Origin of the sequence: Bacillus sp. SJS (genome assembly GCF_000732485.2) — a bacterium.
Taxonomy (GTDB): domain Bacteria; phylum Bacillota; class Bacilli; order Bacillales; family Bacillaceae; genus Metabacillus_B; species Metabacillus_B sediminis.
This window is the reverse complement of record NZ_JAQV02000020.1, coordinates 22,988-49,779: the sequence shown is the minus strand read 5'-3', so window position 1 is coordinate 49,779 and position 26,792 is coordinate 22,988. Positions and strand designations below refer to the sequence as shown.

Here is a 26,792-nt window from a genome sequence, read left to right as displayed (position 1 = left end):
TAGCGCCTCCGTTATAGTCCGCCCTGTGAACGGTATGCTTTTAAAAGAAAATCTTTAATTCTTTGGCTTGAAAATCCATCTCCATATGGATTGATTGCCTGTGCCATTTTTTGATAAGCCCCTTCGTCGTCCAGGACCAATCGGATTTCCTGTACAATCCGGGCTGAATTTAAGCCTGTAAGCTTAATAGTCCCCGCTCTTTCTCCTTCAAGTCGTTCTGTATTCTCCCGTGCAACAAATACGGGCTTGCCGAGAGCTGGAGCTTCTTCCTGTATACCGCCGGAATCCGTTAAAATAAGGTAAGAGGCTTTCATCAGATGGGCAAAGCTCAGGTAGTCAAGCGGTTCAGTAATATGGATCTGGTCATTGAAGTGGAGAGATTGTTCGACTGCTTTGCGGACGAGCGGGTTTTTATGAACGGGGAAAATCACATGAAGATCAGGGTACATTTGAACAATCTGATTAATGGCCTCATAGACCCCTTGGAGTTTTTGCAAATTTTCTCTCCGATGTGTCGTCATCAGCAAAATTCTGCCGCTCCGTTCTACAATATCTACAAGCGGAGGCGAAAATTGAAAAGGTTTATTCGTTGCTTCAAGCAATGCATCAATCACGGTGTTTCCTGTGACGAGTATATCTTTTTCGCAGATTCCCTCATTCATCAAATTCTGTTTATTGCTTTCTGTGACAGCAAAATGGTAAGTCGCTAACTGGTCAATTAGCTTTCGGTTCATTTCTTCCGGAAAAGGGGAATACCGGTTTCCTGTCCTGAGACCGGCTTCCACATGTCCTACCGGAATTTGCTTCATAAAAGCAGCATAGCTGCTGATGAACGCTGTTGTTGTATCGCCATGGACAAGTACGATTTCCGGCTTTTCAAGATCAAGAACCTTGGACAGCCTGGTAAGGATGGCTGTACTGATCATTTCCGGTGTTTGAATTTGTTTCATAATATTAAAATCATAATTCGGGCTTATTTGAAAAATAGCCATCACTTGATCCAGCATGTCACGGTGCTGAGCGGTATTTACACAAACATGGTTAACTTGGGGATCATTCTTCAGACAATTTACCAAAGGAGCCATCTTGATACCTTCGGGTCTTGTTCCAAAAACCGTCATTACCTTCATAAGCCGCTCCTTCTTCATTTAGTTGAAAGCAGGCCGTAACTCGCTAAAGACTCTAAATATCGTATGAAAAACGGCCTGAGTTCGACTCTTGTGAATGCCTATTGAACTCAAAATCAAGGGATGAAATACAAAAAATACACCCGCAGCTTTAAGTGCGTGTGCCCCATAAAATATAAAAAAGCTGCCGGATTAATACCGGCAGCCACTAAAGTTCAGGCGAATACTTCTTCTTTTCTTGGTGCTTCCTTTTTACTGGCAATATCCCTGGCAATCCATACGCCGCAAGCTCCTGCCTGTGCAAGTCCTCTTGTAATCCCTGCTCCGTCGCCGCCTACATAAAGACCGCTGATTTCGGTTTCAAAGCGGTCATTCAGCTTAGGCCGGGCAGAGTAGAATTTTGCTTCAATACCATAAAAGAGAGTATGTTCAGAAGCAAGACCAGGCGTCACTTTATCCAGAGCTTCAGTCATTTCAATCAGACTTTTCATCGTATTGTATGGAAGCGCGAGGCCAAGATCACCCGGTACTGCCTCTTTTAAAGTCGGTTCTATAAATCCTTCTTTAATCCGATTTGCCGTAGATCGGCGGCCTTTTAAGATATCTCCATATTTTTGTACAATCAACCCGCCGCTTGAAAGACTGTTCGCAAGCCTGGAAACCTCATGTGCATATTCATTCGGCTGATCAAACGGCTCTGAAAACTTATGGGATACAAGCAGGGCAAAGTTCGTGTTGCTGCTTCCAAGCTTTGGATCCTTGTATGCATGTCCGTTAGCAAGCATCGTTCCCGAATGATTTTCAACAACCACGTGTCCGGACGGATTGCTGCAAAAAGTCCGTACTCTCGTGCCAACCGAAGTATTGAAGATAAATTTCCCTTCATACAAATGCTCATTAATTTCCTGCATGACCACATTGGATGTTTCAACCCGTACACCAATGTCCACCTGATTGCTGATCATGGATAACCGGCGTTTTTTCAGCATGCCTCCAAGCCATGTTGATCCATCCCGGCCTGGAGTCACAATCACTTTGTCTGCCAAAATTTCTTCTCCGTTTTTCAGCAAAATCCCCTTCACATGATGGCCGCCATTGTTCTTGACTGTAATCAAATCCTCTACCTCTGTCTTGAACTGCATCTTAATTTTCACGGAAAGAAATTCATAAATGCTTTTCAATATTTCCAGGTTTTGTTCAGTTCCAAGATGACGGACCTGGGCTCTAAGAAGTTTCAATCCTGCTGCATACCCTCTTCGCTCGATATCTTTCACTTTATCTGTCAGCGGATCGGTTATCGTATCAGCCGCCCCGTGGTTTAAGTTAATTTGGTCTACGTATTTAATCAGGTCGATTACTGTACTTTCGGAAAGGTAATCCGTCATCCAGCCCCCGAATTCACTTGTAATGTTAAATTTTCCGTCAGAATAGGCTCCCGCTCCGCCAAAACCATTTGTTATTGAACAAGCAGGGAGGCATCCCGAGAAGTCCTTTTTCCCAGCAGGAGGCGGACATTTTTCGATTTTTTTTTGAAGAATCGGACAATTCCTCCGATAAATATCGTGTCCTTTATCAATCAGCAGGATCTTTGCGTCCGGCATTAAATTGGAAAGTTCATATGAAGCAAAGATACCCGCTGGTCCTGCTCCTACAATAATCACATCATATATACGGCTCAAGGAAAATCCCTCCGTTATCGTTTTTCAAACATCCTTGGTAAATATACCAAAGTAAACCGCTTCCGTCAACAGATAAAGCGAACTATTTTACTGTAATAAATATTTAATGTTCGTGTTTTAATATGTAGTGGAGCAAATCATTTAAAGAACAGTATTTACAGAATCCGATGAGTGTGATGGAAGCACAATACCTGGTGGCAGGCGGATTAAATAAATCGGACGGACAGATTATGCGGTTGTTCGGACAGAATCCGGCTGCGATCGGACAGATTATTCCGTGCGGACAGATTCTCAGGGACAACGGACAGTTTCGACGCGTCATTGGACAGATTATGACTTTCATCGGACAGAATCTGGCTGTGATTGGACAGATTATTCCGCACGGACAGATTCTCAGGGACAACGGACAGTTTCGACGCGTCATTGGACAGATTATGACTTTCATCGGACAGAATCTGGCTGTGATTGGACAGATTATTCCGCACGGACAAATTCGACAACGGACAGTTTCGACGCGTCATTGGACAGATTATGACTTTCATGGACAGAATCTGGCGGCGATCGGACAGATTATTCCGTGCGGACAAATTTTCAGAGACAACGGACAGTTTCGCATCGTCATTGGACAGATTATGCCGTTTTACAGACTAAAAACGGCAGCGATCGGGCAGATCGGGTGGATCATCGGACAGAAATACGTGAAAAATGGCAGGCAGACAAAAGCTGAAGGTAACCATTATGGTGAGCATCTGCATTCCTAAAACAGCCCATAAAAAAAGAGCCGTTAGGCCCTTCTAGCAAATTAATAGCCGATGTAGGCAGCTCCTACGATAATCAGCAAAATGAACAATACAACGATGAGAACGAAGCTGCTTCCATAACCGCCATGACCATATCCATATCCTGGGTAACCGTACATAAAGCAATCCCTCCAATTGTTTTAGTCAATGATAGCCTATGCAGGACCCAGGCTGTTTGGTTTAGGCATTTGCCTATTTTTTTTGTTTTGTTCCCGGATGCAGTATTTTATTCGGATTCTGTTTCCATGCCGGGATTGGATTCAAGGTCTGCACTGTTTTTGTCAGTAAGTGTTACTTCCTTCAATAATTCAGACCATAACTGGTCGTTTGCGTTCCATTTATCCGCCTCAGGAAGCTCAACGGCACAGATTTTCTCAAGTCCCCAGAAGCTGTCTGTCATCTCTTTTACATCCGTATGGTTGATCATCAAAACACGAAAGTCATTCGCTACAATCTCGGATAATATATTCTGAAGCTCCCATGCATCCTCATACGATCCTTCTGTTCTCACAAAAAGGATTCTGTCTGCCGAAGCAAATTTTTCAAGGGTCCGCTGAATTCTGCGGTCGTATTTGTCCATAACTTCTTTATAGGAACCTAGGTGGGTCAACGTATTCCCATCTTCGGTCATAAAGTCATGGTTGGAAACCAAATTATATCCGTCGTCTGCTACACAGATAATGTCATCCGCTGCATACCCGATAATTCTTAGATTGGCCTCATCAAAAAAACCGATAAACTTATTTTTCAGCAAACGGTTTACATCCCTTAAAAATGGGGATGCCATCCAATCCAATACACCTGAAAAATTTCTCAGACTGCTTTTTTTAAGCTGAATGGAACCCAGACACAGATCACCTAAACTGATGACTGCATCATAGGATCCTTTTATTTTACTTAAACTTTCTTCTAAGCTCATGTTACCTCTTTCCTCCTTTAGCCTTTGAGAATGTATAGTGTTTCATTGAGTATCTTATTCAGCTGGACTGTGATTAGAGAGGGTATTTGTCCTAAAGTGAGCTGTAGTATAAATAGGTTTCTTTCAGCCCATGTTCCAGCCCATATGCCGGGATCCATTTCAATAGGTTCCGGGCCTTTTCATTTGCTAGACAGCTGTGCTTGATATCTCCTTTGCGTACGGCTGAATATTGTGTCACAAATCCGTCACTTTGGCTCGCTTTTAAATATTGGATTAATTCATTAATGCTGTATGTTTCGCCTGTGCTGATCTGGATTGTTTCATTGTTTCCATATTTCATGGCTGCAATATTTGCCGCGGCCACATCTTTAACAAAAATAAAATCCCTGGTCTGCTCGCCATCTCCATGTACAGATATTGATCCCGAGGAGAGGATGTTCTTCATGAATACAGCGACTACCCCGCCGTCTCCTTTCGGTAGCTGTCTTGGTCCGTATACATTTGCGTATCGAAGTATGGTATAAGGGATGCCGTAAAGTTTTTGATAAAGCCGAATATAGGATTCTGCGGTAAGCTTTGAAAGTCCGTAATTCGATTCAGGATTCACGGGATCTTCTTCACAGATCTCTTTTTTATCGAGAAGTCCGTATACGGCCGCAGTAGAAGCAAAAATCATTTTGCATGAGCTGGTTTCTCTGCATGCATCCAGCATGTTGATGGTCCCGTTTACGTTAATCCAGGCATCATAGAGCGGAGTTTCAATTGAAATTCCGACATCTGCTTGAGCAGCCAAATGGAACAGGAAGGATGGATCAATGGAAACAACCATTTCCCTCGCCTCTCTGCTGCAAATATCAAGTGCATGATAGACGACATGATCTTTTTTTAAGGCTTCAGGTACTTCTGCTTCTGTCCAATCCAAAACATGGACTTCAAATCCCAGATCTGCTAATGCTTCTGTAAGATGGGAGCCAATAAAGCCGGCTCCCCCTGTAACAACAGCCTTCATGAGCGGTTCTCCTTTTTTTGAATTCTAATATACCTGGTTATTTAACGAGATTATCTGCAATGACGCTGTATGTTTTTGGATTAGGAATTTGGTATCCTTCAGGAAGCGAAGAAGCAATTTTGTTCCATATGCCCATATTAACAGGGAGCTCAGAAGGGAAAACCGCGTTTTCAAATACAGATTGTAAACTTTCTGCTATACCCATCGGCGATGATTCCATTGTTTCTGCAGCTACAGCCGGTCTTATATTTGCAGACCATTTGCTTCGGATTGATCTTAAAATTAATTCGCTGATATAGTCTTTTAAGGCTGCTGAAAATCCCCTTAATTCAGGATTTGCCTTCATGAGTCCCATATTTAATTTTGATGCTTCCTGAAGCTCGGCTGGTATCAATTTATCAGGATTTGCTTCAGAAACCGGATCTATGGTTCTCGATCTATTTCTTTCAAGCCTTGCTTTAAGCAAAGCCGATAAATTCTCTAGGTCACCGGAAACAACTTGCAGTTCACCAGATGTTTTAACAGCCGTCAATGAATTCATAAGCACTGTCATTCTTTGCTGTCTTTTCAATAAACCAATTCCTTCATTCCCCATGTTTACACCTCATTTATCCGTTTTTTGTCAGGCTTTCATAAATATCCGTCAATTTTCTGACCCCTGTACTGAGATCCCAGTGGATTCTTGCCCACTCTCTCGCAGCCGTCCCTAATCTTGTTCGGAGCTCATCATCCGTAACCATATCGAGTAAAACATCTGTCAGTTTATCTGAGTCACCTGCTGGAAACAGCAATCCTGTCACTCCATCCTCGACCATTTCAGGCAAGCCGCCAGCATTGCTTGCTGCAATTGCGTTCCCTGCCAGCTGTGCTTCAATCAGTGAGAGCGGCTGGTTTTCAATCAAGCTTGGCAGAACAAAGATATCTGTTTGTTTAAGCAGTGCAGGCAAATCATCCCGCACTCCAAGAAACTTTACATGGTCTCCAAGACTAAGCACCTTTGACTGAATGACCAATTCCCCTTTTTTATCCCCATCGCCTGCAATCCAGCAAATCCAGTCCTTATTTCTCTCCATGAGCTTTGCAAGAGCTTCCAGCAGGTAATGAACACCTTTTAATTCAACAAGCCTTCCTGAAAACATGATGACCTTTTTTCCTTCTGGTTTCGTTACATCGGTTTTCTGATTCAGCCCTGAATCAAATGCCGGAATATTAAAGCCATAGTGCATGACCTTCAGCTGCTCTTCGGGGATCGCAAACTCATTTTGCAGGATGTTTTTAAGCCAATTGTTCGCTACAATCGTCAAGTCGGCCGTATATCCGCCCAAGCTTTCCAATTCATCATAATAAGCTTTGGCCAAGTAAGAATTCGAGGATTTGTGAATGGTTTTCAGCTGATGGCGGATCTCGTGTGCAACGGATCCATGAAGTGTGGCTACAAGCGGGGTTGCTTGAGGTTTTACGCGGCTAATGCACGAGGTTGCGATGACATCCTGGGTATGAATGATGTCATATTCTTCAAGCCCTAAATAGACAGCTGCCAGTTCATAGCAGTACCTCTGGAATTCTGTGTATTCTACTAATTTATTCGCAAAAATTTCCGTATACTTTTCCGGAGTAACGTTTACATTTAGGACTGGCATCAAGTCGTTTTTCTCCACTCTTCGGTCTTTGTTCACGAGGTGAATGAACGTATTATCTGCACCGTAGCCCAGAATGTCTACTTCGTGTCCAAGTGCTTCCAAATAGCCTTTCGTTTGGACCATGTAATTCCAAACTCCGCCTAAATGGGGGATGGCCCAATAAGTGGCCAGTAATATTTTCATGAGGTTCAGCTCCTATACCAAATTTAATAACCGTCTAGTCCTGCTGCTTACATGATATGGAAGGCAATCTGCAAATGACACCATTTTTCAGCCCTTTGAATACAATATGGGTTGCTTGCTTATGGACACCTGCGGATAGTGATTGGAACGTTTAACCTTGGAAGAGATACTAAGAAATTTAATGAAAGAAAAAGACATCTGACCTTTAAGCCAAATGCCTGGACACTATGACTGGGAGTAGAATTGGAGAGTATCTGCAAGCGTATCCTCGAACATATATTGAGGACGCCAACCCAATTCCTTTAAACGAGACGGGCTGCCGAGTTCAGCAGGATCTGAGGGAACATCTTTTTTTGTTTTAATTTTGAATGGGAAGGAGGAAATTTTCCGATACGTTTCAGCTACTTCTTTAATCGTTCGGGTTCGGCCCGAACATACATCGTACGTTTCTCCTGACTCACCCTTTTCAAATAATACTTCATATCCTCCAATAGCATCTCTCACATCTAGAAAATCCCTTTCCGCAAGAGGGGTATCGATGTTAAGCACATGATCTGCTCCATTATGCTGCATGTGAACAATCTTTTGAGCAAAAGCCGAACAAACTCCTGATGAATTTCCAGGTCCAATTAAATTCGAAGGCTTCGCAATCACAACATCCATTTGGTATAACGTCCCCCATGCTATCGTGCAGAGGGTTTGGATGGTTTTACTGAAGCTGTAAGGATGGGGAACCGACTTTAAACTTCCGGGGTCTGTCTGCAGAGCAGACCCTGTAATGACACTTTTGCAGTCCACTTTTTCTTTATGAATGGCGTCGAGTAAATGAAGGGTGGAAAGGACGTTTGTTTTTAAAGTACCCACAGGATCTTCCCATGATTTCCCTACGTGGCTTACTCCCGCTAAATGCAAAAGATAATCAGGCTGGGTTTGTTTAATTAATAATTGAACAGATGCTTCTTCTACTAAATCGCAGAGAATCAAATTCACCTTTTTACCTATTTCAGCAGGCCTTCTCGCTGTTCCAATAACGTTGTAGCCTTTTTCAGAGAAATACTGACAGGCGTGCATCCCTGTAAATCCATTTGCACCTGTTATCAGGATGGTTTTACTCATGGCTCTCCATCCATTGCTTAAGTTCAATCAGCATGGTTTCATAGGAAGGGAGCGGATAAACAGCATCTGATCGTGTGCTCACGATGGTTCGATTTAGTATGATCTTGCTATCCGGAATAATTTTTACATCCGTTTTATTAAAAACTCTTTGGATTAGTAAAAGCAGCTCATTTTTAGATAGCAGCGTTTTTGAACCGAGATGATACAAACCGGCTGTCTTCTTTTCAACCAAATATTCGATGGCTTTCGCCAGTTCCAGAGTGGTAACCCCGTTCCAGATAACTTTTTCATACCCTTGGATTTCCCCTGTTTGCTTCATAAACCATGCAAAGAGACCGATTCCATTATCTTTCAATTCCGGACCGATTATCGAAGTCCGAATGGTAAGGTGCCGATCACTGTGGATCTCTCCTAATCTCTTAGACTGTGCATAAAATGATGTGCCGTCAGGAGTGTCCTTCTCTGAATATCGGCCTTTCTCTCCGGAGAATACACAATCGGTGCTAATATGAACCAGCTTTCCTCCTTGCCGGGAAAGCAATTTTTCGAGCTGATGCGGAAGAATACTGTTTGCCTGAAGAGCAGCAAGAGGGTTTTCGTCCGCGATATGGTTGAGTAATCCAATGCAGTTGATGATCAAATCCGGTTTGAGATAATCAATGATTTCTTCCACACTGTTAGCGTTATTAATATTTAAAAAGATCCCTTTAGTATCTGAAATGTTTCTTGTTGTATAGAACACCTGATAGGACGGTTTTTCGGAAAAATAATCTCTGATCATATGGCCAGCCATTCCCGCCCCGCCTAAAATCAGAACTCGCATTTATAGAAAACCGCCTCTCTGAAGCATGGCTCTTATTTCTTTTTTGGTCATTAATCCGTCACTTGAATCATAGTTTTCAAGTTTGACGGGTTCAAAGCCTTCATAGCGTTCTTTCATTCCGTTTATATGAATAGAGGGCAAGATCACATAGTATTCATCATCGTAAACGATGGAGTAGGAGCATTCATAATTGGACAGCAGGAGCTCATGAATTTTTTCCCCCGGCCTCACTCCTGTTGTTTCAATGCGGACATTTTTCACACCGGAGTCCTCAATTAATACCTCAGCGAGATCGAGTATTCGGCAAGTCGGCATTTTCATAACGAAGATTTCACCGCCAACGCTGTCTTTTACCGCTTTAAAGACAAGTGCAATGGCATCTTGAAGCGTAAGGAAGAATCTCGTCATTTTCAGATCCGTAATCCCTACCTTTTTGGACTCTGCAATTTGCTTTTTGAATACATGAATGACACTGCCATTTGTCCCAAGTACATTCCCACCCCGAATGCACACAAATTTTGTTCCGCTATTAAGCGTGTTTGCATTGATAATCAGACGCTCTCCCATAGCCTTTGAAAAACCGTAAAAATTGGATGGATCAGAGGCTTTATCAGTAGAGATATAGACAACCGACCGGACTTTATTTGCAATCGCCGCTTCAATGACATTTTGGGTTCCATGCACATTGGTTTTCAGCGATTCAAGAGGCTGTGCTTCACAAATCGGAACATGCTTCAAAGCCGCTAGATGAAATATATAATCCGTATTCTTTGCTGCCTCAGCAATGGCCTCTTTATCCCGAATGTCTCCTATCACAAAGGAAATATTGCTATGCCCTTTAAATTCCTGACCCATCGTAAATTGACTTGATTCGTTTCTGGAAAAAATCCGGATTTCCTTCGGACTGAACTCCAGCAGCTGCCTGACCAGTTCATGCCCCCACGATCCTGTACCGCCTGTGACTAAAATGGTTTGGTTATTAAACACAAGAATTTCCTCCCAATATAATTTTTAGAATGGTGTCTGATACATTTTCACGGAGATATTCTTCAGGAATCTTCCACTTATTTGGCAAGTTCATCATGGTTTCTGCAGAAGCGGTTATGCTTGCGGCATCGATTCCAGACAGCATGTTGCTTCCGCACGCTACAGTTTCCGGTCTTTCCGTTGTATCCCGAATAGTTACCGCAGGTACATGGAATAAACAACACTCCTCCTGAACGGTGCCGCTATCTGTTAGTACACATTTGGCATGCATTTCTAATTGAACAAAGTCAAAGAAGGAAAAGGGCTTGTAGAATTCAACGAGGGGGTTCATAACCAGGCTTGCTTGGTTCAAACGCGTCTCCGTTCGTGGATGAACACTGCATATAACTCTTACATTCAGTTTAGCTGCAGTCTCATTCACCCCTTTAAATATTTCAATTAACCGTTCCGGGTGATCAACATTCTCTGAGCGGTGAATGGTTACCAAAAGATAATTTTTTTTCTGCAAGTTTAATTGATTTAATATCGGACTTTTTATGATCTCTTCCTTATAATGATCCAGAACTTCTTTAATAGGGTTTCCCGTAACATGGATTTTCCGGGGGTGAAGCCCTTCCCGGAGCAGATTCTCCCTGCTTTGCTCTGTATAAGGGAGATTAATGCTAGATATGGAATCAATCACTTTCCTGTTCTTTTCCTCTGGTACCTTCAAATCAAAGCAGCGGTTGCCTGCTTCCATGTGGAACACCGGTATCCCCATCCTCTCTGCTAAAATAGCAGACAATCCGCTGTTCGTGTCACCCAGGATCAGAATTCGATCCGGTTTTTCTTTTAAAAAGATTGCCTCAAGACCTTTAAACATTTCAGATAATTGTTCCCCAACTGTAAGCTGCTGATTAAATAATTGATAATCCGGGGTACGCACCTGAAGCGTTTTAAAGAAAACCCCGCTTAATTCCTCTGTAAAATTCTGGCCGGTATGAACGACAATATGCTTTTTCGCTAGCCTATCCAATTTCGGAATGATCCGGCTTAGGCGGATGATTTCCGGTCTGGTGCCTAGAATCGTTACGACATTCACTTTCTATAGCCTCCTAATCCGCTGTAAATCCGCGCGTGTACTCTCCTCCTAGTGCATTCCTTCTAAGATATGCTCGATGAATCGGCCATGCATAGGCAAGTCTATTGGAAAGATCTCATTTTCTTGAAAACAGCCACTTGCCTAATATAATAGAGTTAAAAGAAGAACGTCATTCCGTTTGGGGATCCTTAATTTAATAGCTCTGTTAAACTTGGCTGTTGATTGCAGCTAGCATGCATTCGCTTTCCGCGGGACAGGCGGTGAGCCTCCTCTGCGCTTTGCGTCTCACCTGTCCTGCTGCTCCCGCTGAAGTCTCATGCTTTCCACTCCAATCAACAGGTGTTAATAAATCAACATAATGCTTTAACAAAGCCAATTTAATAAAAAAAAATTAGGTTCTTACTGATCATTAAAATGGAACACAAAAAAAGGATGCATCTAATTCATGCAGCCTTTATAAGTTTATTAAATAATACATGCTGCCTTTGTTCTTATTTCGGCACATGCATGGATTAAAGCTTAAAATGATCATGCTGTAATTGAATAATTAAAATTCAGAATTATCCTTGCTGAGAAGCAGTGTGTCTAACCGAAAAATCTCTTTCACTGCTGCAATTGTGTAACATCACTGATGAGGACCGCGGCATATCATAAATTCTCACATTTCAGTAAAAATAAAACCGTAATATTTTTTAATTTTGATTTAAAATCTCATCTGATACAAGTCTGTGGGCAGATACAAGGTTTTCGTCTGCATCTTTCCCCCATACTGATACCTGAGTAGATCTTTCAGCCATACCTCCAGTTGTGAAGACAAAAGCATAATCATCTATATTGGCAAAGTAACTTTTTGAGATCACTTGATTTGGCGCAACAGAAATCAGATCCAGAACATAAAGTGTTCTTGTCGAAGTTAATTTAAAGCCCTGAATTAATACCGTTGAAGAATTGACAGCATCACGATTGGCAATTTTCACCGTTACAAGCTGAGTAGGTCTTACTCCTGCCACCGCATTATTTTCAATTGGCCCAGTTGATAAAATAGCCATCCAACAACCTCCCTGCAAAATATAAAACCTGTCCAATAGGAGAAATCATTACTTTCGGCACGATAATGTAACTGGCTGCAGCAAAGGTTGGAACATTATGTTTCTCCCCATCCCCTCAACGATCCAACTCATCAGCACCTACACTTCTATGTTATTCAGCCGCTCAAATATGGCTTACGTATTTGTCCTATCAAACTAGTAGTCTCTTTCCTTATTTATTGATTTGACACTCCCATTTATATTTCTTAATAAACCAAGTATTGTTTTAATAATCTTTAAGGATACTCAATTGATCAGAACAGCCTTTTTGTTCCTGGTTGTCTTAAAGGGGGTTAAATATGTATGACTTGTCAGCAAAGGATTCGCATTAATGGGATATACCAAGAAAAGTTCTATGTATTAATTTTAAATATCACTAGACCTTCAGCAATTGTGTAAACTTGAAAAAGCGTTCACGAAATAAGTCAATGAACGCTGATTATTTCATTTATTCCATTAAAGCGTTCAAATGCTGCACAGCATCTCCAAAAAGCTCTGACTGTACTTTTGATTGCTGAAATGCTCTTTAATATGCGCTAATGCAGATGCCTGTATACGTGCCCTTGTCTCTTTATTTTGAATCAATTCCAGCCCTTCTAAACAAGCCTCATGGATGTTCCCGAGTGTATAAAATTTCCCAGTCACGTTATGAATAATGGAGCTTTGTACCCCATCCGAATTAGTAGATAAAACCGGACAGCCGCAGCTCATCGCCTCTACAATCGCGTATCCGAATCCTTCAACCTTGGAGGTCGAACAGAGAAAACCTCCTGAATCCGCCATTCTGGAAAAGTATTCCGTCATTTCCTGGTTCGGTATATTTGAAAGAACGGTAAGTTTGCTTTCAAGACCCAACATGTTCCTCAAAGCATCGAATTGCGCTCTTTCTTCAGGTGCGGAAAGTGTATGATCCTCGAACATATAAAAGTCTGCATCCAGAAAAAAAGCGTTGGAAAAGAGATGGGCGATTAATAGAAATTCTCTCCAATTTTTATTATCTTCCAATCGTCCAATCCATCCTATAATCGGCTTAACGGATGCTGCAGAGGTCCGGTGGGTAAATCGCTCTGCATCAAAGCAATTGTCCATAAAATAAGCAGGAAATCCAGGATAGAGTTCACCAAGCATTTGCATGATATGAGGGGTTTTGGAGCTTAGAATGCAGTTTGCAGACGGGGTAATGTACGAAATGGCATAAGTGAGTACAGTCCTTGCCGTTTCCTGTGATCCTAAACCCTGAATTTCGAAAATCAGCTTTCCCGTGTATCCCCAGCTGCGGATCTTTGGAAGAAGGAGATAATCTGACGTCACGACAATTGCATCAAAACGGGTTGATTCAATTAAACTCCTTATTTCATTTTCGTCACTTTTAATATGCAAGGGGGCTTCATGATCATTTACAAGCGTTCTTTCCATCCTATAGTACAAAAAATGACTCTGGATCCCTGCCGCTTTTAATGCTGCCGATCTTTGCCTGTTCAGCGTTTCTACACCGCCGCTCGGCACGTAATAAATGAAAAGTATATCCATTTTAAAATTCCTTTCTCTTCAATATTTCCAGGCTTCGGACCACTTATCTATTCCTTTTCATTTCTATGTTCAAATGCTGAGATTGGAATGAGCTATTTTATCAGTTTTTTATGAAACTGGATGGATGTCCTGACCGATTTGATGAATTTTCATATCATGTGGATTGAAGCACAGCAAAATGATGTAAGGGAGATTATATAATGACTCCAAAAGTGTCGATCATCATCCCGTTTTTCAATTGTTCTTATGTAGAACAGGCTATTCAGAGTTCTCTGAACCAAACGTATCCGAACATAGAAGTCATCGTTGTGGACGATGGATCAACTGCCCATATGGAAAAATTAGCACCCTTTCTTGACAGGATTGTTTATCTAAGAAAAGAAAATGGAGGAACCGCTACTGCGCTGAATAAGGGGATTGAAACAGCTTCTGGAGAATACATTGCCTGGCTGTCATCGGATGACTATTTCCTGCCAGAAAAAATTCAAAAGCAAATGACTTATATGCTAACGCATGGGGCAGACTTCAGCTTTACCAACTATGACTACATCGATGAAAATAATACGGTATTGATTCCCTGGTGCGGAAAGCGGTTTACTGCCGATTTAAAAGAGGTGCCCCAATTTTTTCTCCAGGGAAATCCAGTTAACGGCTGTACCATCCTTATGAAAAAAGAATGCTTCGAAAAGGTCGGTTATTTTGACCCCCAATGGAAGTACACCCATGATTATGATATGTGGTTTAGGATGATTCTTGCCGGCTACGATCTGCATTATATCGATGAAATCCTCATCCAATTCCGCACGCATATTGAAGCGGGTACAAGAAAATATCAGCCCCAGATCCTTTCGGAAGTATTTCAACTTGAAAGCAAGTACCGTCCACTCCTTTGGATGCATTTATATCATCCATTTTGAGAAAAGAATCGCAGTTTTTATATTTCACCTTTTTTAATATCCTTGACACTGAACTCTGTGTTTTTTCATCATTAGACCAAACAGTAATTATAAATCTGTATCCCTTGTCAAGGACACTTATATAAAAGGTAGATATTTAAAGAAGATGATTTCTGCTTTATACAGGGGTCATCATTTTTTTGATCGTCATATATCTCTATATTTCTGGTTTCTTCAAGGATTTTCAGGTTTTATTAACCATGTCTTTTCAATGGCTTTCCGAATCAGACGAAATATTTAGAGGAGTGTTTTCTCTTTTTGGTCAGATTCCTTTCAGATAGTCGCATCTTTTTAGCAGTTCGTATTCCGCTGGTAGTAAATAATGATTCGCTTCCAGCCGATTATACTTCTCCACTAAGGGGAATTCCGTCTTTGTTGTCTGCATCTAAAATTCCTTAATCAGCGCTCACCGTTTTCTTCCAGATGAGTTTCAATGCATTAGAATCATACTCACTTCTCAAAACTAGCTTCTTAGTCGAACTGTCCTGTCTTCTTAACGTTATCCTATATAGGGACCAGTATTACTTATGTGGTTAGATTTGAGATATGAGTTTATCGCTATTTTTTTATTTCCATCTCTTTAGACCCATTGGTTTCTCCACAAAAAGACCCTATAAGATGACCCTTATTCTAAGGGTCAATCCTACAGGGGAAAGATTTAAAAGGCATCTTAATTCTTTAATTAGAATTTAATCAAGTTTAAATTTCGGTTAACTGCTGCTCCAGTCGTCACATTCGTTGCTTGAGTCTGAATGACTCGAACCTGGTAAACGGAAGCAGGATTTGCAGCTGGAGCGGTATCTACATAAGTGTTAGCAATATCAAATCTTTGAGCACCTGCTGAAGTAATCGCTCGATTCAAAATTCTTGTACTAATAAAGGTTGCATCCCGATATATTCTAAATTCAGCAGTAAACGTACTATTGGCGGTCGTAACCAACTCATACGCTAAAGCAAAATCAATTTTAATATTCTGGCCAGCTAATACTGAAGTTGTTACGCTCGCAACAACGGTTTCAGTATTCAATGGCGGAAATACGGTAATTGTTCCTGTATTATTACTAAAGCCGAGCGTTGGTGCTCCTGTAGCTCCCGCTGCTCCCGTTGCTCCCGCTGGACCTGTTGCTCCCGTTGCTCCCGCTGGACCTGTTGCTCCCGTTGCTCCCGCTGGACCTGTTGCTCCGGTCGCTCCGGCTGTGCCTGTTGCTCCGGTCGCTCCGGCTGTGCCTGTGGCTCCGGTTGCTCCCGCTGGACCTGTTGCTCCGGTCGCTCCCGCTGTGCCTGTGGCTCCTGTTGCTCCGGCTGTGCCTGTTGCTCCGGTTGCTCCGGCTGTACCTGTTGCTCCGGCTGTGCCTGTTGCTCCGGTTGCTCCCGCTGGACCTGTTGCTCCGGCTGTGCCTGTTGCTCCGGTCGCTCCCGCTGGACCTGTTGCTCCCACTGGACCAGCTGGACCTGTCGCTCCCGTTGCACCCGTCACTCCACTTACATTTTGCTGTGTGCCTATTAGCTCGTCCGAGACTAGTCTGTGAGCAGCTACAAGCTGGCCTGAAGAATTTTTCCCCCACACAGAGACTTCCGTTTGTCCTTCTCCAAGTCCTGAAATATTAAAGATAAATTCAAAACCTTCAACATCAGCAAAATAGGTTTTTGTCACAACCTGATTCGGATTTACACTAAATAATTCGCTTACATATAATATTCTCGTCCCGTTTAATGTATATCCTTGAATGAGTATTGTAGAGTTGTTCACAGAGTCACGGTTGTCAATTTTTACTGTAACCTGTTGGCTAGGTCTAATCCCTCCCACCGAATTGTTTTCTATTGGGCCTGTTGATAAGGTGGCCATAAATGCAAATACCCCCTAAAATTAGTTTTTCCTTTAGTCCTGGATTCCAGTTTAAAGGTGCAGCAACTTATTTTGATACTAGTAATTCAAGCATACTGATCTATGCATTATATTTATTTATAGAAATTTAGTTTCTAGTAAATGACCTAGTAAATTTGCGGATTTTTCACTCAATTACTTAATTGAACATTCTTCAAAGATGAGTGGATAGCATCTCCATAATTAACCTCACGAGTCCTTAAAGGCTTAACTATATTCGTGTTTTAATCTCAATTATTTTCAATCTGAACATCAAATATATTGCATTTTGAACAGATTAGAACGTAACTTTCGCCAACTCCATTTTAAATAATCTCATTATTAACATCCGAATCGAGTTTTTAACTCTGGTATCGTCAAACAATAAAACGCAGTAATCGTAAGCAGATGATGGAATGATGGGAAAAATAACTGAGAAAGAAGCTAAAACTGCCTGAAGAGGTGTTTTCAAAGAAAATTAGAGCATATACAATTTATTCATTGGAACTAAACTAATGGAAGCGATCTTTCCTTACTTGCGATATATACTAATCTAATCTATTAATCAGTGACGGAATATGTATGTGCAAATGAAAGATGGGTTTAAAAAACCTGGTTAAAACTGTATTTTCAGGGAACTGGCTAGAAGGAAGAAAAAGAAAGATTTTTTTTCTGAAAAAGCAAAGGCTGCCGGGTTAACCGGCAGCCTTCTTTCATCAATCAAATAAAACACTGTATCGTTCGTATCCTTTTTCAGCTAGCTCACTTTTTGGTATGAACTTCAATGCTGCGGAATTAATGCAATACCTTAGTCCATTCGGTCCTGGTCCGTCGTTAAACACATGGCCCAGATGGGAATCAGCCGTTTTGCTTCGCACCTCGGTTCGAACCATACCGTGGGTGAAATCCATTTTTTCATCAACTTCCTCTTCATCAATCGGCTTTGTAAAGCTTGGCCAGCCGCACCCTGCATCGTACTGTTCTGTTGAACTGAAAAGAGGTTTTCCGGAAACGATATCTACATAAATGCCCTCTTCTTTGTTATCCCAGTATTCATTTCGGAATGGAGGCTCTGTTCCATTATTTTGTGTGACTTCATATTGCATAGGAGTCAGCGATTGAATAATGTCTTTTTTTCCATCGTTGTTTTTCCAATGGTCTTCTATGAATTTTGCTCTGCCTGAACCTGTTTTGTAACGGTTATAGTGAGCTGAATTTTTTTTATAGTAATCCTGATGATACTCCTCAGCCGGGTAAAAAACCGATGCCGGTATAATCTCTGTTACAATCGGCTTGCTGAATTTCCCGCTCTCCTGAAGCTTTACCTTCGATTGTTCAGCAAGGCGCTCCTGCTCTGCGCTGTGATAAAAAATAGCGGTTTTATAGGATTCACCGCGGTCAAAGAACTGGCCGCCCGCGTCAGTCGGATCGATTTGCTGCCAGAAAAGTTCAAGAAGCTTTTCATATGGAAAAACGTCGGGCTGAAAAGTTATTTGAACCGCCTCATAATGACCTGTCTGATTGGAGCATACTTGTTCATAGGTGGGATTTTCAACAGTGCCTCCTGTGTAGCCTGAGACAACCCGCTCGATTCCCGGCATCTCATCAAAAGGCTGGACCATGCACCAGAAGCACCCTCCGGCAAAAGTCGCCAATTCTGTTTGTTTCATCATTAGACACCTCGCTTTATATTCATATTATTATTATACCACCTGCCATCGCCAGGAAAAGAAACTTGCTTAACATATGGACGGGCATGTAAAGATTACCGGTTTATTATTCTTGACAGGAAGAGAAAAAATACTTAATCTAATTAATAGTTCAGTTACTTAAGTATTTTTTCAAGAAGGCAGGGAGAGCGTTTGAATGATAAGGAAGAGCTTCTTTATGAAATGGAAGGCCTGCTGAGGAGGGTATTCCGCCAGCTTCGCCAAGGCGTTAACAGCATATTGGAAAAAGAAATCTCAAGAAATGAATTCTTCATATTAAAATCACTTCACTGTGACGGAACATTAAAATCATCTGATCTTTCCAAAAAGCTTGATGTTTCAGCTAGCCATATTACGTCTATGGCGGATTCACTCGTCGGCAAAGGGCTAATAGAACGCTCCAGAGCCGAATCTGACCGGAGAATTATTCATATCGGCATTACGGATGCAGGGACAAAAAAATTAATGGAGCTTGAAAAAAAGAAAACCGACTATTTATTTGAACGGTTCGGAAGCCTGAATCAGGAAGAACTTCAAACATTTGTGCACTTATTTAAAAAAATTGATAAAGACTTTGAATAACAATCCAACGCAAAGCGCTCATAGGAGGAACAAAACAGAATGGAACATTTAGATCACCGCAAAAAAGTGACGATTATGATCGCAATAATGGCTGCTATGCTATTTGCCGCATTAAACCAGACCATTGTCGGTACAGCACTGCCGAAAATTGTGGCAGAACTTGGCGGCTTTGAATATTACAGCTGGGTCTTCACGATTTTCATGCTGACTTCCAGCATAACGTCCGTTCTGGTTGGAAAGCTGTCTGATATTTATGGACGGAAGCCATTTATTCTGATCGGAATTGCAGTTTTTATGGCAGGGTCGCTTATGGCTGGATTTTCTCAAACCATGGTTCAGCTTATCATCTTCAGGGGAATACAGGGCTTTGGTGGAGGTATGATTATGTCCACTTCCTTTACAGCCGTCGGTGACCTTTTCTCCCCAAGAGAACGTGGACGCTGGCAGGGAATCCTGAGCTCTGTCTTTGGATTGGCAAGTGTTTTCGGACCAACCTTCGGGGGCTGGATCGTTGATAATGCCAATTGGCAGTGGGTGTTCTGGGTATTCCTTCCTTTTGGCATCCTAGCTTTTATTTGCATTATGGCACTATTCCCAAGCACACCGAGAAAGCAGGCAGAATCCGTTGATTACATCGGTTCCATTTTGCTGACATCGGTTATCGTCCCGCTACTCCTTGCCTTCACATGGGCTGGAACGACTTATGATTGGTCCTCCGTGCAGATTATCGGACTATTTGCACTAACCTTTGTCTCTCTCATACTTTTCGTCTTTGCAGAAAAGCGTGCAAAAAGCCCCGTTCTGCCATTGGAACTGTTTAGAAACAGAATTTTCACATTGTCTAACTTAGCAGGATTTATTTTAGGCGCCGGAATGTTTGGAGCTGTTATGTATGTTCCGTTCTTCATTCAGGGAGTAATGGGTGTATCGGCCGCTGTATCAGGCTTGATCATGATGCCGATGACGCTATCCATGGTGGCTGCGAGCAGCATCACTGGATCTCTCATCACAAAAACAGGAAAATACAAAATTTATGCTCTAGTCGGCTTGGCGGTTATGTCAGCAGGAATGTTCTCATTGTCCTTAATGGATGAAAATACATGGATTGCCACTGCTGTTATCAATAACATCATTGTTGGGGCAGGTCTTGGGATGAGCTTCCCGATCTTTACCTTGACCGTTCAAAACGCTGTTGGTCACCAGTATCTTGGAGTGGCTACCGCTTCCTCCCAGCTGTTCAGACAAACGGGAGGAACTGTAGGGGTTGCGATTATGGGACTTGTATTAAATAACAGTATGTACCATGCAGAGAAGCCTGAATTACCAGCAGGCCTCCCTTCAGAAAAACTTGAGGGGCTGATGAATCCGCAGGTACTGATGGATCATGCTAAACTCGAGAAAATTCAATCGTCCATTCCTCCACAGTATCAGGATGCCATCACCCAGTTGATTAATGGTGTCCGGCACACATTGGAAACAGGCCTTACGAATGTATTTCTCATCTGTTCAGCGGTCATCGCCATTGGTTTTGCTTTAACCTTGTTCCTTAAGCAAATTCCGCTGAGAACGAGCAACAAGGATGAAACAGCAGAAAAAGAAAAAGAAGAACAAAAATTTGCGGCTAATGAATCGTAAAATATAGAAAACCCCCTGCGCATTTGCTGCAGGGGATTTTTTATGGATCGTAAGTATTTCTAAGGATTGAACATTTACTTTTCGAATAATATTTTCCTTTTGAGAAAAGATAAAGATATTCAAGCATGGAGGTGCTCTCATGACTTCGCCGTATCTTTGTCCGAACTGTAAAACCAACCGCTCAAGGTATCACATTTTAGAGCAGAACCCGCAAGCTGTTAAATTGAATCCCCAATCTGGAGAAATTATGGAGCAATATGATTCGTCCTCACTGGATCCTTTCCATCTTCCTTACAAAGGGACATCAAAGCGTGTTCAATGCGGGTCGTGCGGCCTGATAGAAGATGAACAATCCTTTATTAAATTTGCCGAAAGCCACCCTTCAAATCACAAATAAGAAGACTGCCGCCCAGGCAGTCTTCTTATTTGGCTGATATCGCAAACCTTTCAGTTGTTACTCTCGCTCACTTCAAATAGTAAGTATCAATCATTCCTTCGGTTTTGGATGGACAAAGTTTTCCAGAAAATCCTTTAGCACCTTCACAAACGTTTCAGGTTCCTCAAGCATTCCCATGTGGCCTGCTCCATTCAGTACGGACTGGTAAATATGAGGGCCATTTGCTGTAAAGGTTTTTTCCGGAGCTATTACTTCATCCTTTTCTCCAGCCAGCAAAAGTACAGGTACATCTGAGATTTCAATAATCCTTCTTCTGTCCTGTCTGTTCTTCATGGCTTCAAGAGAAGCAATTGCACCTGTAGTCGGCGTATGATACCCGATTTGCTTAGCGAAATCAGCTTCCTCTCCCGTCCTGTTATGTTCAGCAAATAGTTTAGGAACCAAACCATCAACAAAAGGTTTTATTCCCTCTTTCTCGATTTTTTCCATTCCCGCTTCCCTGCCCCGCCTTGCATCTTCACTGTCAGGGTATGCTGTGGAATGGACAAGACCAAACGAAGTGACCCGGTCTGGATACTTCTCAGCGAAAGCCAAAGCAACATATCCTCCAAGCGAATGTCCGAAAATAGAAGCACTCTGAATCTCCAAATCATCCAGAACAAGTCTAATATCATCCGCCATTTCTTCGACTCCATAGCTTTCTTTCTCTGTACTCGATCCGCCGTGCCCTCTTAAATTGACCGCAAGCACCCTGTGCTTTTCAGCCATTTCAGGTATGACATATTTCCAATAATCCGCACTCCCGCAAAATCCGTGCAGGAAAATAACAGGATCTCCTACTCCTTCATCAACATATGTAATCGTCCGCTCATTTTTTGTTAATTCATACCGGTTCATCATCATCCTCCCCTTCTTACGTATTTTTTTCCTTAATACTATCTGTTCAAACGTCATATAGGTGAATAGAGCACAAATAAAACCTTCAGTTAACATAATAATATTACGCATGAGATCATATATCTTATATTTCAAGACTGACTGGAGATAATTTACAGAATGGGAGTGTTTCAGATGGCAAATGATCAAAACAGCTTGTGGCAGGCAATGGTGTATGATTTGTATGCTTGCTATTATAAATACCGGAATCCCCAAGCTCATATTATGTATTATCAAAAGCATATCCAGGCTCTGCAGTCTGCCATGCAAACCCGGACCGCAGCAGGCCAGCCTCAGGGTCCGGCTGCGATCGCCCCCGGCATGACCATGATCAGAGTACTTCACGCCTCGCCTGATGCTCCGGCTGTTGATGTTTATGTGAACAGGAGATTAGTGCTCTCAAATGTGTCATTTAAACAGATTAGCGACTATTTGCAAGTTCCTGGAGGGCAGTACCGAATTGATCTATTTCCCGCAGGCAATCAAACCGCCCCAGTGCTATATGAAAATCTTCTCTTGATGCCGGGAATTACGTATACACTTGCAGCCAGCGGAATGCTTTCAAAATTAAAGCTGATTCCTATTGTAGACCGCCCATTTGTTTCAGCAGGGGAAACAAAGGTAAAATTCGTTCACTTATCCCCTGATGCCCCGGCGGTGGATGTGGCAGTTAAAAACGGTGACGTGCTTTTTTCAAATGTCTCCTTTACTAAAGCTACTCCATACAAATCAGTGCCTGCGGGTAAGATTGACCTTGAAGTAAGAATAGCGGGAACGGATACTGTAGCCTTAAATGTTCCTAAAGTCCAATTTAAATCCGATACCGCCTACACAATTTTTGCTCTTGGGCTCGCGAACGGAACTCCTCCGCTTGAGGCAATGATGGTAATCGGGTAATAGGATATGATTGTAAACAGATTATGAATTTTGTAAAGTTTATTTTATAAAACGGTTAAAGCATCCAATTCCTCTCTGAATTTTACTATTATGATTGTAGGAGCAATCATTTAACTTTTACCGCTAAAGGGGGAGCTGACATGCGTTTTACAAAGAAATTGAGCATATCTCTAATTATCCTTTTCTTGCTTGCCGCATAATGCTTCTTATCTGAATATAAAAAATGAGAAGGCGATCCGCCTTCTCATTTTTCGTCTGTTCGTTTTGTTTTTTCGTCTTTTAGGTGAAGCATATAAACGGTAATGCAGAAAAACAACGCACTGTATGCAATATTCGTAAACACAATGTCCATGTTCTCTTCTACTTTTTCATCCATAAATTGAATTCCCGCAATTCCTGCAAAGTATAGGCCGACCAATAGGAAAATAACGCTGCCTAATATGTATTTTCTCTGATCCATGCTTATCCTCCATCCTTTTATGACTGCAAAGGGAGCCGGTTCCTGCTCTTATTCTATCTATTGTTAAATTATCGTAAATGCTGTCATAAAAAATTTACATTCTTAGCTTAATATTATCAGGCAAATGTCCTATTTCGTCAACCCATTACTCGTTAATTTAGCGGGACAAACAAGTCAAACCGGATTTCATCATTTTTTAAATCAAACTTTACCGCTTTAGCACGGTAATTGTTTTTTAGTTGAATTTCCGAAAGGTCTACGTCGATAGAATGATTTCTTTCATCAATATGAACAAATTCCGGAAGGGTGTAGGATGTACTAATATAATTCAATACAAATGATACAGGAACATCCAGCTGTCCAATTGAAAGATCCTCAACAATTAATCTCAAATTTCCATCCTTTTTCACGACGGGAGAAAACGTAATCTTCGCATTAATGTCCTTCCCGAATGCCCTGATCGCGCCTGTAAAATAGACCTTATCATCTAAATAGACTTTGTAATTGTACTGATCGGCATTCGCTTCTTCCTTCAAATAATGATCAATGAGCTGATTTAGCGCTTCTTTTTTGGCACCAACATTGAGGGCCACAGCTTTGCCTTCTTTAATATCCTTTTGGGTTGGAGCATTTGAATCTGCCGGCGCAAAAAGCAAGATAGCGGCAATTGCAATTGCCGCTGCATTAATCGCAAGCAAAATAATAAACGCCCATTTCCACTTCTTCTTCATCTGCGGCCTCCTATCTAGATCCATCGTTTCTCATAATCGCTTCAAAAACTCTTTCTCCGATTAATGAATACCCTTGAGTGTTTGGATGAAACGCATCTTTATAAAGAAGTCCATCATCTTTGCTTTCATAAAGGTCTGCCACTGGGACGAATTCAGCATTTCCGTCGGCTTCAATCAATTTTTTTGCTGCTTCGTTCCATCTGTTTACTACAAGGTCAATTTCAGATAGCTGCGGCAGCACAAACTTAAAAGGATTATAGAGCCCTGAGTATACGATCTTCGCATCAGGATTATATTGTCTAATCGTTTGAAAAATAAGAGCTAACCGCTGTTCATAGCCGGACTCCTCTTTTTCAAAGGGCTGCAGGGTCAAATTAAATATATTCTCCTTCACAACCTTCATGATGTCATTCCCGCCAATGGTCAATAATATAATATCCGACTGTTCCAGCGCATTTTGTACTTCTTTTTTATTTAATTTCTTTATTAAGTCCGTAGTCTGGTTTCCGTGCACCGCATAGTTGTTAACTGCAATGGAATTTGTTGTTTTCAATCCGGATAACTTTGTTTTAACAATCCCCACATACCCGCCATTTTTTGTGTCATCTCCGACTCCTGCCGTCAGTGAATCACCAATTCCTGTTATGGTTAAATCCGCTTTTTTCACTTCCTCCAGAGGCTTTTCTTTTTTCTTAACCTCTGCTTTTTCAGGAGCGGGTTTTTGTGATTTTGAAGTGAACTGATCGCATCCAGCCAGAAGGACCAGAGCTGACATCAGTAAGAGTATGATTCTTTTCATCTTTTTTCGGTCCCTCCTCGAGTTAATTTAGTCATTTCCATCAACTCTATGTTATAAGCATACCGATTTTTACACTTCCTGTTCAATGGTTTTGCCTATATAAAAGGATGTTTCTGCAAACTCTCAATCAGCCTCATCATGTTCAGCTAAAAAACCTTAAACATCCCGATACTAAAAAAAGAGACATGCAGGGTTAAAGCTGCTGCAGTCTCTTCATATCTTGAATGATGTCTTCGTATGGAGGATTTTCCACCCCGCTGTAAGATTTAACGACCTGTCCCTCTTTATTTATTAAATAAAAGGAGGTGCCGTGAATAACCTGATCCTCATTTTCCGGCTTTTTTACTAAAGTCTTAAAGCTTTTAAGGGAAAATTCTTCAATTTGCTTTTGTGAATATCCCGTTAGAAAATGCCAATTTTCAAATGAGGTGCCAAACTGGCTGCCGAACGTTTTTAACTTTTCAGGTGTATCAATCTGCGGATCTACACTGAATGAAACGATCTCAAACGGGATGTTCTCTTCGGCCCCCAAACTTTGAATTTTCTTCATATGGGCCGTCATTGGCGGACAAACCGTCGTACAGCTCGTAAAAATAAAGTTCGCTATCCAGATTTTTCCTTTAAGCTCAGGAAGACCGAAAGACTCCCCCTCCTGGTCCTTATAATGAAAATTTTCTACAGATGAAATGGGTTTAAAACCGGAAACAGCAGTGCTGCAGCCCGATAGCAAAATAAAAGCCGCAGCGAGCCATATTAATCGTATTATTTTCAAATAAACCACTTCCTGTATTTTCAATATGGAATCAGGCCAGCCTCTACTCCGTATAATACATAAATCCGATAGCACCCGGTCCGGTATGGGTAGAAACGACAGGAGTCGTAAACGAAATATCAATTGGCAGATCCGGACGGATTTGAAGGAGTGCTTCCTTTAGGTTATGCGCAAGATCAGAGGCATCTGCGTGCGCGATTCCGATTGCCTTTGCCGTTTTCCCCTTTAAATCTTCCCCAAATTGCTTAGCAAGGTATTTGACGATTTGAGAATGACTTCTCACCTTTGCAACTGGTGTATACACTCCATCCTGCAGACTTGCAATCGGCTTTATATTCAGCAGGGAACCAATCATAGCCTTTCCCCTTCCGATTCTGCCGCCCTTTACAAGATTATCAAGAGTATCAACCGTGACAAAAAGTCTCGTCGCCTCCTTAATCGAGGAAATCCGTTCTAATATCTCTTCTTTAGACGACCCGCTTTCAGCCATTTTCGCCGCTTCTATTACCTGAAACCCAAGAGCTTTTGAGATAAACTGAGAATCGATCACTGTAATATCCCCGCCTGCCATTGCAGCTGCGCTTTCTGCAGTCTGAAACGTTCCGCTCATCCCTGAGGTTAAATGAATCGATATGATTTGATCTGCCGTTTTAAGAAGCTCCGTATAAGTTTCGACAAACTTTCCGATCGCAGGCTGTGAGCTTTTCGGCAATTCATTTGCAGCCGCCATTTTTATCATAAATTCTTCAGGTGTAATATCCACCCGATCCGTGTACGTCTCTCCATCTATATGTATGGTTAACGGAATTACTTCAATTTTGTATTTTTCAATCATGCTTTGATCAAGATCTGTTGTTGAATCGGTTACAATCACAATTTTTTTCATCTTGTCACTTCCCTATCTCTCTCATTAACAAGTATTATACAGATTGTGCAAATGGTTTCAATAAAAAACACTAAAAATTAAGGGTTTATTGATTATAATCGTCATAAAAAATCCTTAACTAAAAGATTTACCTTTTTTAGAAAACTTTTTTGGCAATTTACGCTTCCATATTAGAGGATCTCCTGG

The 26,792-nt window shown here is 41.7% G+C and carries 27 protein-coding genes and 1 pseudogene; 6 read left to right on the top strand and 22 right to left on the bottom strand.

Features of this window, described 5'->3' with window-relative positions; translation table 11 throughout:
- Positions 1–11: 11 nt before the first annotated feature.
- Together wecB (AS29_RS11930) and AS29_RS11925 are read right to left on the bottom strand one after the other, a co-directional pair.
- Entirely contained in the window at positions 12–1,130 is a 1,119-nt protein-coding gene (wecB, locus tag AS29_RS11930; protein ID WP_269449394.1) for a non-hydrolyzing UDP-N-acetylglucosamine 2-epimerase, read from the bottom strand.
- A gap of 212 nt (positions 1,131–1,342) precedes the next feature.
- Positions 1,343–2,806: an NAD(P)/FAD-dependent oxidoreductase gene (locus AS29_RS11925; protein ID WP_035406272.1), complete on the bottom strand. Its 1,464-nt coding sequence runs from the start codon at positions 2,804–2,806 to the stop codon at positions 1,343–1,345.
- Positions 2,807–2,979: 173 nt separating this feature from the next.
- Between AS29_RS11925 and AS29_RS11920 the strand changes: the two genes are divergently transcribed.
- A complete protein-coding gene (locus AS29_RS11920; RefSeq protein ID WP_156505942.1) occupies positions 2,980–3,567 on the top strand; it encodes a hypothetical protein in 588 nt (195 codons plus the stop codon).
- A gap of 41 nt (positions 3,568–3,608) precedes the next feature.
- Here AS29_RS11920 and AS29_RS21070 read toward each other — a convergent pair whose 3' ends face one another.
- From AS29_RS21070 to AS29_RS11870, 11 genes are all read right to left on the bottom strand, one after another.
- A complete protein-coding gene (locus AS29_RS21070) occupies positions 3,609–3,725 on the bottom strand; it encodes a YjcZ family sporulation protein (protein WP_082883834.1) in 117 nt (38 codons plus the stop codon).
- A 107-nt stretch (positions 3,726–3,832) separates the two neighbouring features.
- Positions 3,833–4,525: a DUF1796 family putative cysteine peptidase gene (locus AS29_RS11915; RefSeq protein ID WP_051860621.1), complete on the bottom strand. Its 693-nt coding sequence runs from the start codon at positions 4,523–4,525 to the stop codon at positions 3,833–3,835.
- A 91-nt stretch (positions 4,526–4,616) separates the two neighbouring features.
- Positions 4,617–5,534: an NAD-dependent epimerase/dehydratase family protein gene (locus AS29_RS11910; RefSeq protein ID WP_035406266.1), complete on the bottom strand. Its 918-nt coding sequence runs from the start codon at positions 5,532–5,534 to the stop codon at positions 4,617–4,619.
- 37 nt (positions 5,535–5,571) lie between these two features.
- Positions 5,572–6,129 carry a hypothetical protein gene (locus tag AS29_RS11905; RefSeq protein WP_035406264.1) on the bottom strand — a complete coding sequence of 186 codons (558 nt, stop codon included), beginning with the start codon at positions 6,127–6,129 and terminating at the stop codon, positions 5,572–5,574.
- A 13-nt stretch (positions 6,130–6,142) separates the two neighbouring features.
- Positions 6,143–7,357: a glycosyltransferase family 4 protein gene (locus AS29_RS11900; RefSeq protein ID WP_035406261.1), complete on the bottom strand. Its 1,215-nt coding sequence runs from the start codon at positions 7,355–7,357 to the stop codon at positions 6,143–6,145.
- Positions 7,358–7,582: 225 nt separating this feature from the next.
- Complete coding sequence (locus AS29_RS11895; RefSeq protein ID WP_035406257.1) at positions 7,583–8,473, bottom strand: NAD-dependent epimerase/dehydratase family protein; 891 nt, start codon at positions 8,471–8,473, stop codon at positions 7,583–7,585.
- Positions 8,466–9,296 carry a dTDP-4-dehydrorhamnose reductase family protein gene (locus AS29_RS11890; protein ID WP_035406253.1) on the bottom strand — a complete coding sequence of 277 codons (831 nt, stop codon included), beginning with the start codon at positions 9,294–9,296 and terminating at the stop codon, positions 8,466–8,468. The genes AS29_RS11895 and AS29_RS11890 overlap by 8 nt, the downstream gene beginning before the upstream one ends.
- Entirely contained in the window at positions 9,297–10,283 is a 987-nt protein-coding gene (locus AS29_RS11885) for a polysaccharide biosynthesis protein (protein ID WP_035406250.1), read from the bottom strand. It lies immediately after the preceding gene.
- On the bottom strand, positions 10,276–11,364 hold the full coding sequence (gene wecB / locus AS29_RS11880) for a non-hydrolyzing UDP-N-acetylglucosamine 2-epimerase (protein ID WP_035406249.1): 1,089 nt from the start codon (positions 11,362–11,364) through the stop codon (positions 10,276–10,278). Before wecB (AS29_RS11880) ends, AS29_RS11885 begins: the two co-directional genes overlap by 8 nt.
- A 692-nt stretch (positions 11,365–12,056) precedes the next feature.
- Positions 12,057–12,413: a hypothetical protein gene (locus tag AS29_RS11875; RefSeq protein WP_035406246.1), complete on the bottom strand. Its 357-nt coding sequence runs from the start codon at positions 12,411–12,413 to the stop codon at positions 12,057–12,059.
- Positions 12,414–12,917: 504 nt separating this feature from the next.
- Positions 12,918–13,982, bottom strand: coding sequence for a glycosyltransferase family 4 protein (locus tag AS29_RS11870; RefSeq protein WP_035406243.1), 1,065 nt, complete (start codon positions 13,980–13,982; stop codon positions 12,918–12,920).
- A gap of 200 nt (positions 13,983–14,182) precedes the next feature.
- Here AS29_RS11870 and AS29_RS11865 point away from each other — a divergent pair, with 200 nt between their 5' ends.
- Positions 14,183–14,899 (top strand): glycosyltransferase, encoded by a 717-nt coding sequence (locus AS29_RS11865; protein WP_035406239.1) that lies wholly within the window; start codon positions 14,183–14,185, stop codon positions 14,897–14,899.
- 721 nt (positions 14,900–15,620) lie between these two features.
- On the opposite strand, the gene AS29_RS11860 is transcribed toward AS29_RS11865, so the two are convergent.
- The 3 genes and pseudogenes from AS29_RS11860 to msrA form a co-directional block, all read right to left on the bottom strand.
- Positions 15,621–16,784, bottom strand: coding sequence for a hypothetical protein (locus tag AS29_RS11860; RefSeq protein ID WP_051860620.1), 1,164 nt, complete (start codon positions 16,782–16,784; stop codon positions 15,621–15,623).
- A 734-nt stretch (positions 16,785–17,518) separates the two neighbouring features.
- Positions 17,519–17,968, bottom strand: coding sequence for a peptide-methionine (R)-S-oxide reductase MsrB (gene msrB, locus AS29_RS21785; protein ID WP_269449395.1), 450 nt, complete (start codon positions 17,966–17,968; stop codon positions 17,519–17,521).
- A pseudogene (gene msrA / locus AS29_RS21780) lies at positions 17,954–18,475 on the bottom strand (peptide-methionine (S)-S-oxide reductase MsrA); the annotation flags it as partial. The pseudogene msrA and the gene msrB, both read right to left, overlap by 15 nt.
- 189 nt (positions 18,476–18,664) lie before the next feature.
- Between msrA and AS29_RS11850 the strand changes: the two are divergent.
- From AS29_RS11850 to AS29_RS11840, 3 genes are all read left to right on the top strand, one after another.
- Positions 18,665–19,093 carry a MarR family winged helix-turn-helix transcriptional regulator gene (locus tag AS29_RS11850; RefSeq protein WP_156505941.1) on the top strand — a complete coding sequence of 143 codons (429 nt, stop codon included), beginning with the start codon at positions 18,665–18,667 and terminating at the stop codon, positions 19,091–19,093.
- 39 nt (positions 19,094–19,132) lie between these two features.
- Positions 19,133–20,728, top strand: coding sequence for an MDR family MFS transporter (locus AS29_RS11845; RefSeq protein ID WP_035406233.1), 1,596 nt, complete (start codon positions 19,133–19,135; stop codon positions 20,726–20,728).
- Positions 20,729–20,867: 139 nt separating this feature from the next.
- Positions 20,868–21,125 (top strand): hypothetical protein, encoded by a 258-nt coding sequence (locus AS29_RS11840; RefSeq protein WP_035406230.1) that lies wholly within the window; start codon positions 20,868–20,870, stop codon positions 21,123–21,125.
- 90 nt (positions 21,126–21,215) lie between these two features.
- Here the strand turns inward: AS29_RS11840 and AS29_RS11835 are convergent, their stop codons facing one another.
- Positions 21,216–22,022 carry an alpha/beta fold hydrolase gene (locus AS29_RS11835; RefSeq protein ID WP_035406227.1) on the bottom strand — a complete coding sequence of 269 codons (807 nt, stop codon included), beginning with the start codon at positions 22,020–22,022 and terminating at the stop codon, positions 21,216–21,218.
- A gap of 174 nt (positions 22,023–22,196) precedes the next feature.
- Between AS29_RS11835 and AS29_RS11830 the strand changes: the two genes are divergently transcribed.
- On the top strand, positions 22,197–22,958 hold the full coding sequence (locus tag AS29_RS11830) for a DUF4397 domain-containing protein (protein ID WP_035406225.1): 762 nt from the start codon (positions 22,197–22,199) through the stop codon (positions 22,956–22,958).
- A gap of 244 nt (positions 22,959–23,202) precedes the next feature.
- Here the strand turns inward: AS29_RS11830 and ypmT are convergent, their stop codons facing one another.
- From ypmT to AS29_RS11805, 5 genes are all read right to left on the bottom strand, one after another.
- A complete protein-coding gene (gene ypmT / locus AS29_RS11825; RefSeq protein ID WP_035406223.1) occupies positions 23,203–23,418 on the bottom strand; it encodes a protein YpmT in 216 nt (71 codons plus the stop codon).
- Between the two features lie 152 nt (positions 23,419–23,570).
- Entirely contained in the window at positions 23,571–24,149 is a 579-nt protein-coding gene (locus tag AS29_RS11820; RefSeq protein ID WP_035406220.1) for a YpmS family protein, read from the bottom strand.
- A 10-nt stretch (positions 24,150–24,159) separates the two neighbouring features.
- Complete coding sequence (locus AS29_RS11815) at positions 24,160–24,948, bottom strand: SGNH/GDSL hydrolase family protein (RefSeq protein ID WP_035406217.1); 789 nt, start codon at positions 24,946–24,948, stop codon at positions 24,160–24,162.
- Between the two features lie 193 nt (positions 24,949–25,141).
- Positions 25,142–25,720 carry an SCO family protein gene (locus tag AS29_RS11810; RefSeq protein WP_442854531.1) on the bottom strand — a complete coding sequence of 193 codons (579 nt, stop codon included), beginning with the start codon at positions 25,718–25,720 and terminating at the stop codon, positions 25,142–25,144.
- 43 nt (positions 25,721–25,763) lie between these two features.
- On the bottom strand, positions 25,764–26,606 hold the full coding sequence (locus AS29_RS11805; RefSeq protein WP_035406214.1) for a DegV family protein: 843 nt from the start codon (positions 26,604–26,606) through the stop codon (positions 25,764–25,766).
- Positions 26,607–26,792 lie beyond the last annotated feature (186 nt).

Bases quoted from the DNA above. Each gene is read 5' to 3' on its own strand.
- ypmT (WP_035406223.1), bottom strand. From the start codon at position 23,418: ATGGATCAGAGAAAATACATATTAGGCAGCGTTATTTTCCTATTGGTC.
- AS29_RS11915 (WP_051860621.1), bottom strand. From the start codon at position 4,525: ATGAGCTTAGAAGAAAGTTTAAGTAAAATAAAAGGATCCTATGATGCA.
- AS29_RS11835 (WP_035406227.1), bottom strand. From the start codon at position 22,022: ATGAACCGGTATGAATTAACAAAAAATGAGCGGACGATTACATATGTT.
- AS29_RS21070 (WP_082883834.1), bottom strand. From the start codon at position 3,725: ATGTACGGTTACCCAGGATATGGATATGGTCATGGCGGTTATGGAAGC.
- wecB (WP_269449394.1), bottom strand. From the start codon at position 1,130: ATGAAGGTAATGACGGTTTTTGGAACAAGACCCGAAGGTATCAAGATG.
- AS29_RS11860 (WP_051860620.1), bottom strand. From the start codon at position 16,784: ATGGCCACCTTATCAACAGGCCCAATAGAAAACAATTCGGTGGGAGGG.
- AS29_RS11870 (WP_035406243.1), bottom strand. From the start codon at position 13,982: ATGGATATACTTTTCATTTATTACGTGCCGAGCGGCGGTGTAGAAACG.
- AS29_RS11895 (WP_035406257.1), bottom strand. From the start codon at position 8,473: ATGAGTAAAACCATCCTGATAACAGGTGCAAATGGATTTACAGGGATG.
- AS29_RS11865 (WP_035406239.1), top strand. From the start codon at position 14,183: ATGACTCCAAAAGTGTCGATCATCATCCCGTTTTTCAATTGTTCTTAT.
- AS29_RS11820 (WP_035406220.1), bottom strand. From the start codon at position 24,149: ATGAAGAAGAAGTGGAAATGGGCGTTTATTATTTTGCTTGCGATTAAT.
- AS29_RS11900 (WP_035406261.1), bottom strand. From the start codon at position 7,357: ATGAAAATATTACTGGCCACTTATTGGGCCATCCCCCATTTAGGCGGA.
- AS29_RS11875 (WP_035406246.1), bottom strand. From the start codon at position 12,413: ATGGCTATTTTATCAACTGGGCCAATTGAAAATAATGCGGTGGCAGGA.
- AS29_RS11815 (WP_035406217.1), bottom strand. From the start codon at position 24,948: ATGAAAAGAATCATACTCTTACTGATGTCAGCTCTGGTCCTTCTGGCT.
- AS29_RS11805 (WP_035406214.1), bottom strand. From the start codon at position 26,606: ATGAAAAAAATTGTGATTGTAACCGATTCAACAACAGATCTTGATCAA.
- AS29_RS11905 (WP_035406264.1), bottom strand. From the start codon at position 6,129: ATGGGGAATGAAGGAATTGGTTTATTGAAAAGACAGCAAAGAATGACA.
- AS29_RS11830 (WP_035406225.1), top strand. From the start codon at position 22,197: ATGGCAAATGATCAAAACAGCTTGTGGCAGGCAATGGTGTATGATTTG.
- AS29_RS11890 (WP_035406253.1), bottom strand. From the start codon at position 9,296: ATGCGAGTTCTGATTTTAGGCGGGGCGGGAATGGCTGGCCATATGATC.
- AS29_RS11910 (WP_035406266.1), bottom strand. From the start codon at position 5,534: ATGAAGGCTGTTGTTACAGGGGGAGCCGGCTTTATTGGCTCCCATCTT.
- AS29_RS11840 (WP_035406230.1), top strand. From the start codon at position 20,868: ATGACTTCGCCGTATCTTTGTCCGAACTGTAAAACCAACCGCTCAAGG.
- AS29_RS11845 (WP_035406233.1), top strand. From the start codon at position 19,133: ATGGAACATTTAGATCACCGCAAAAAAGTGACGATTATGATCGCAATA.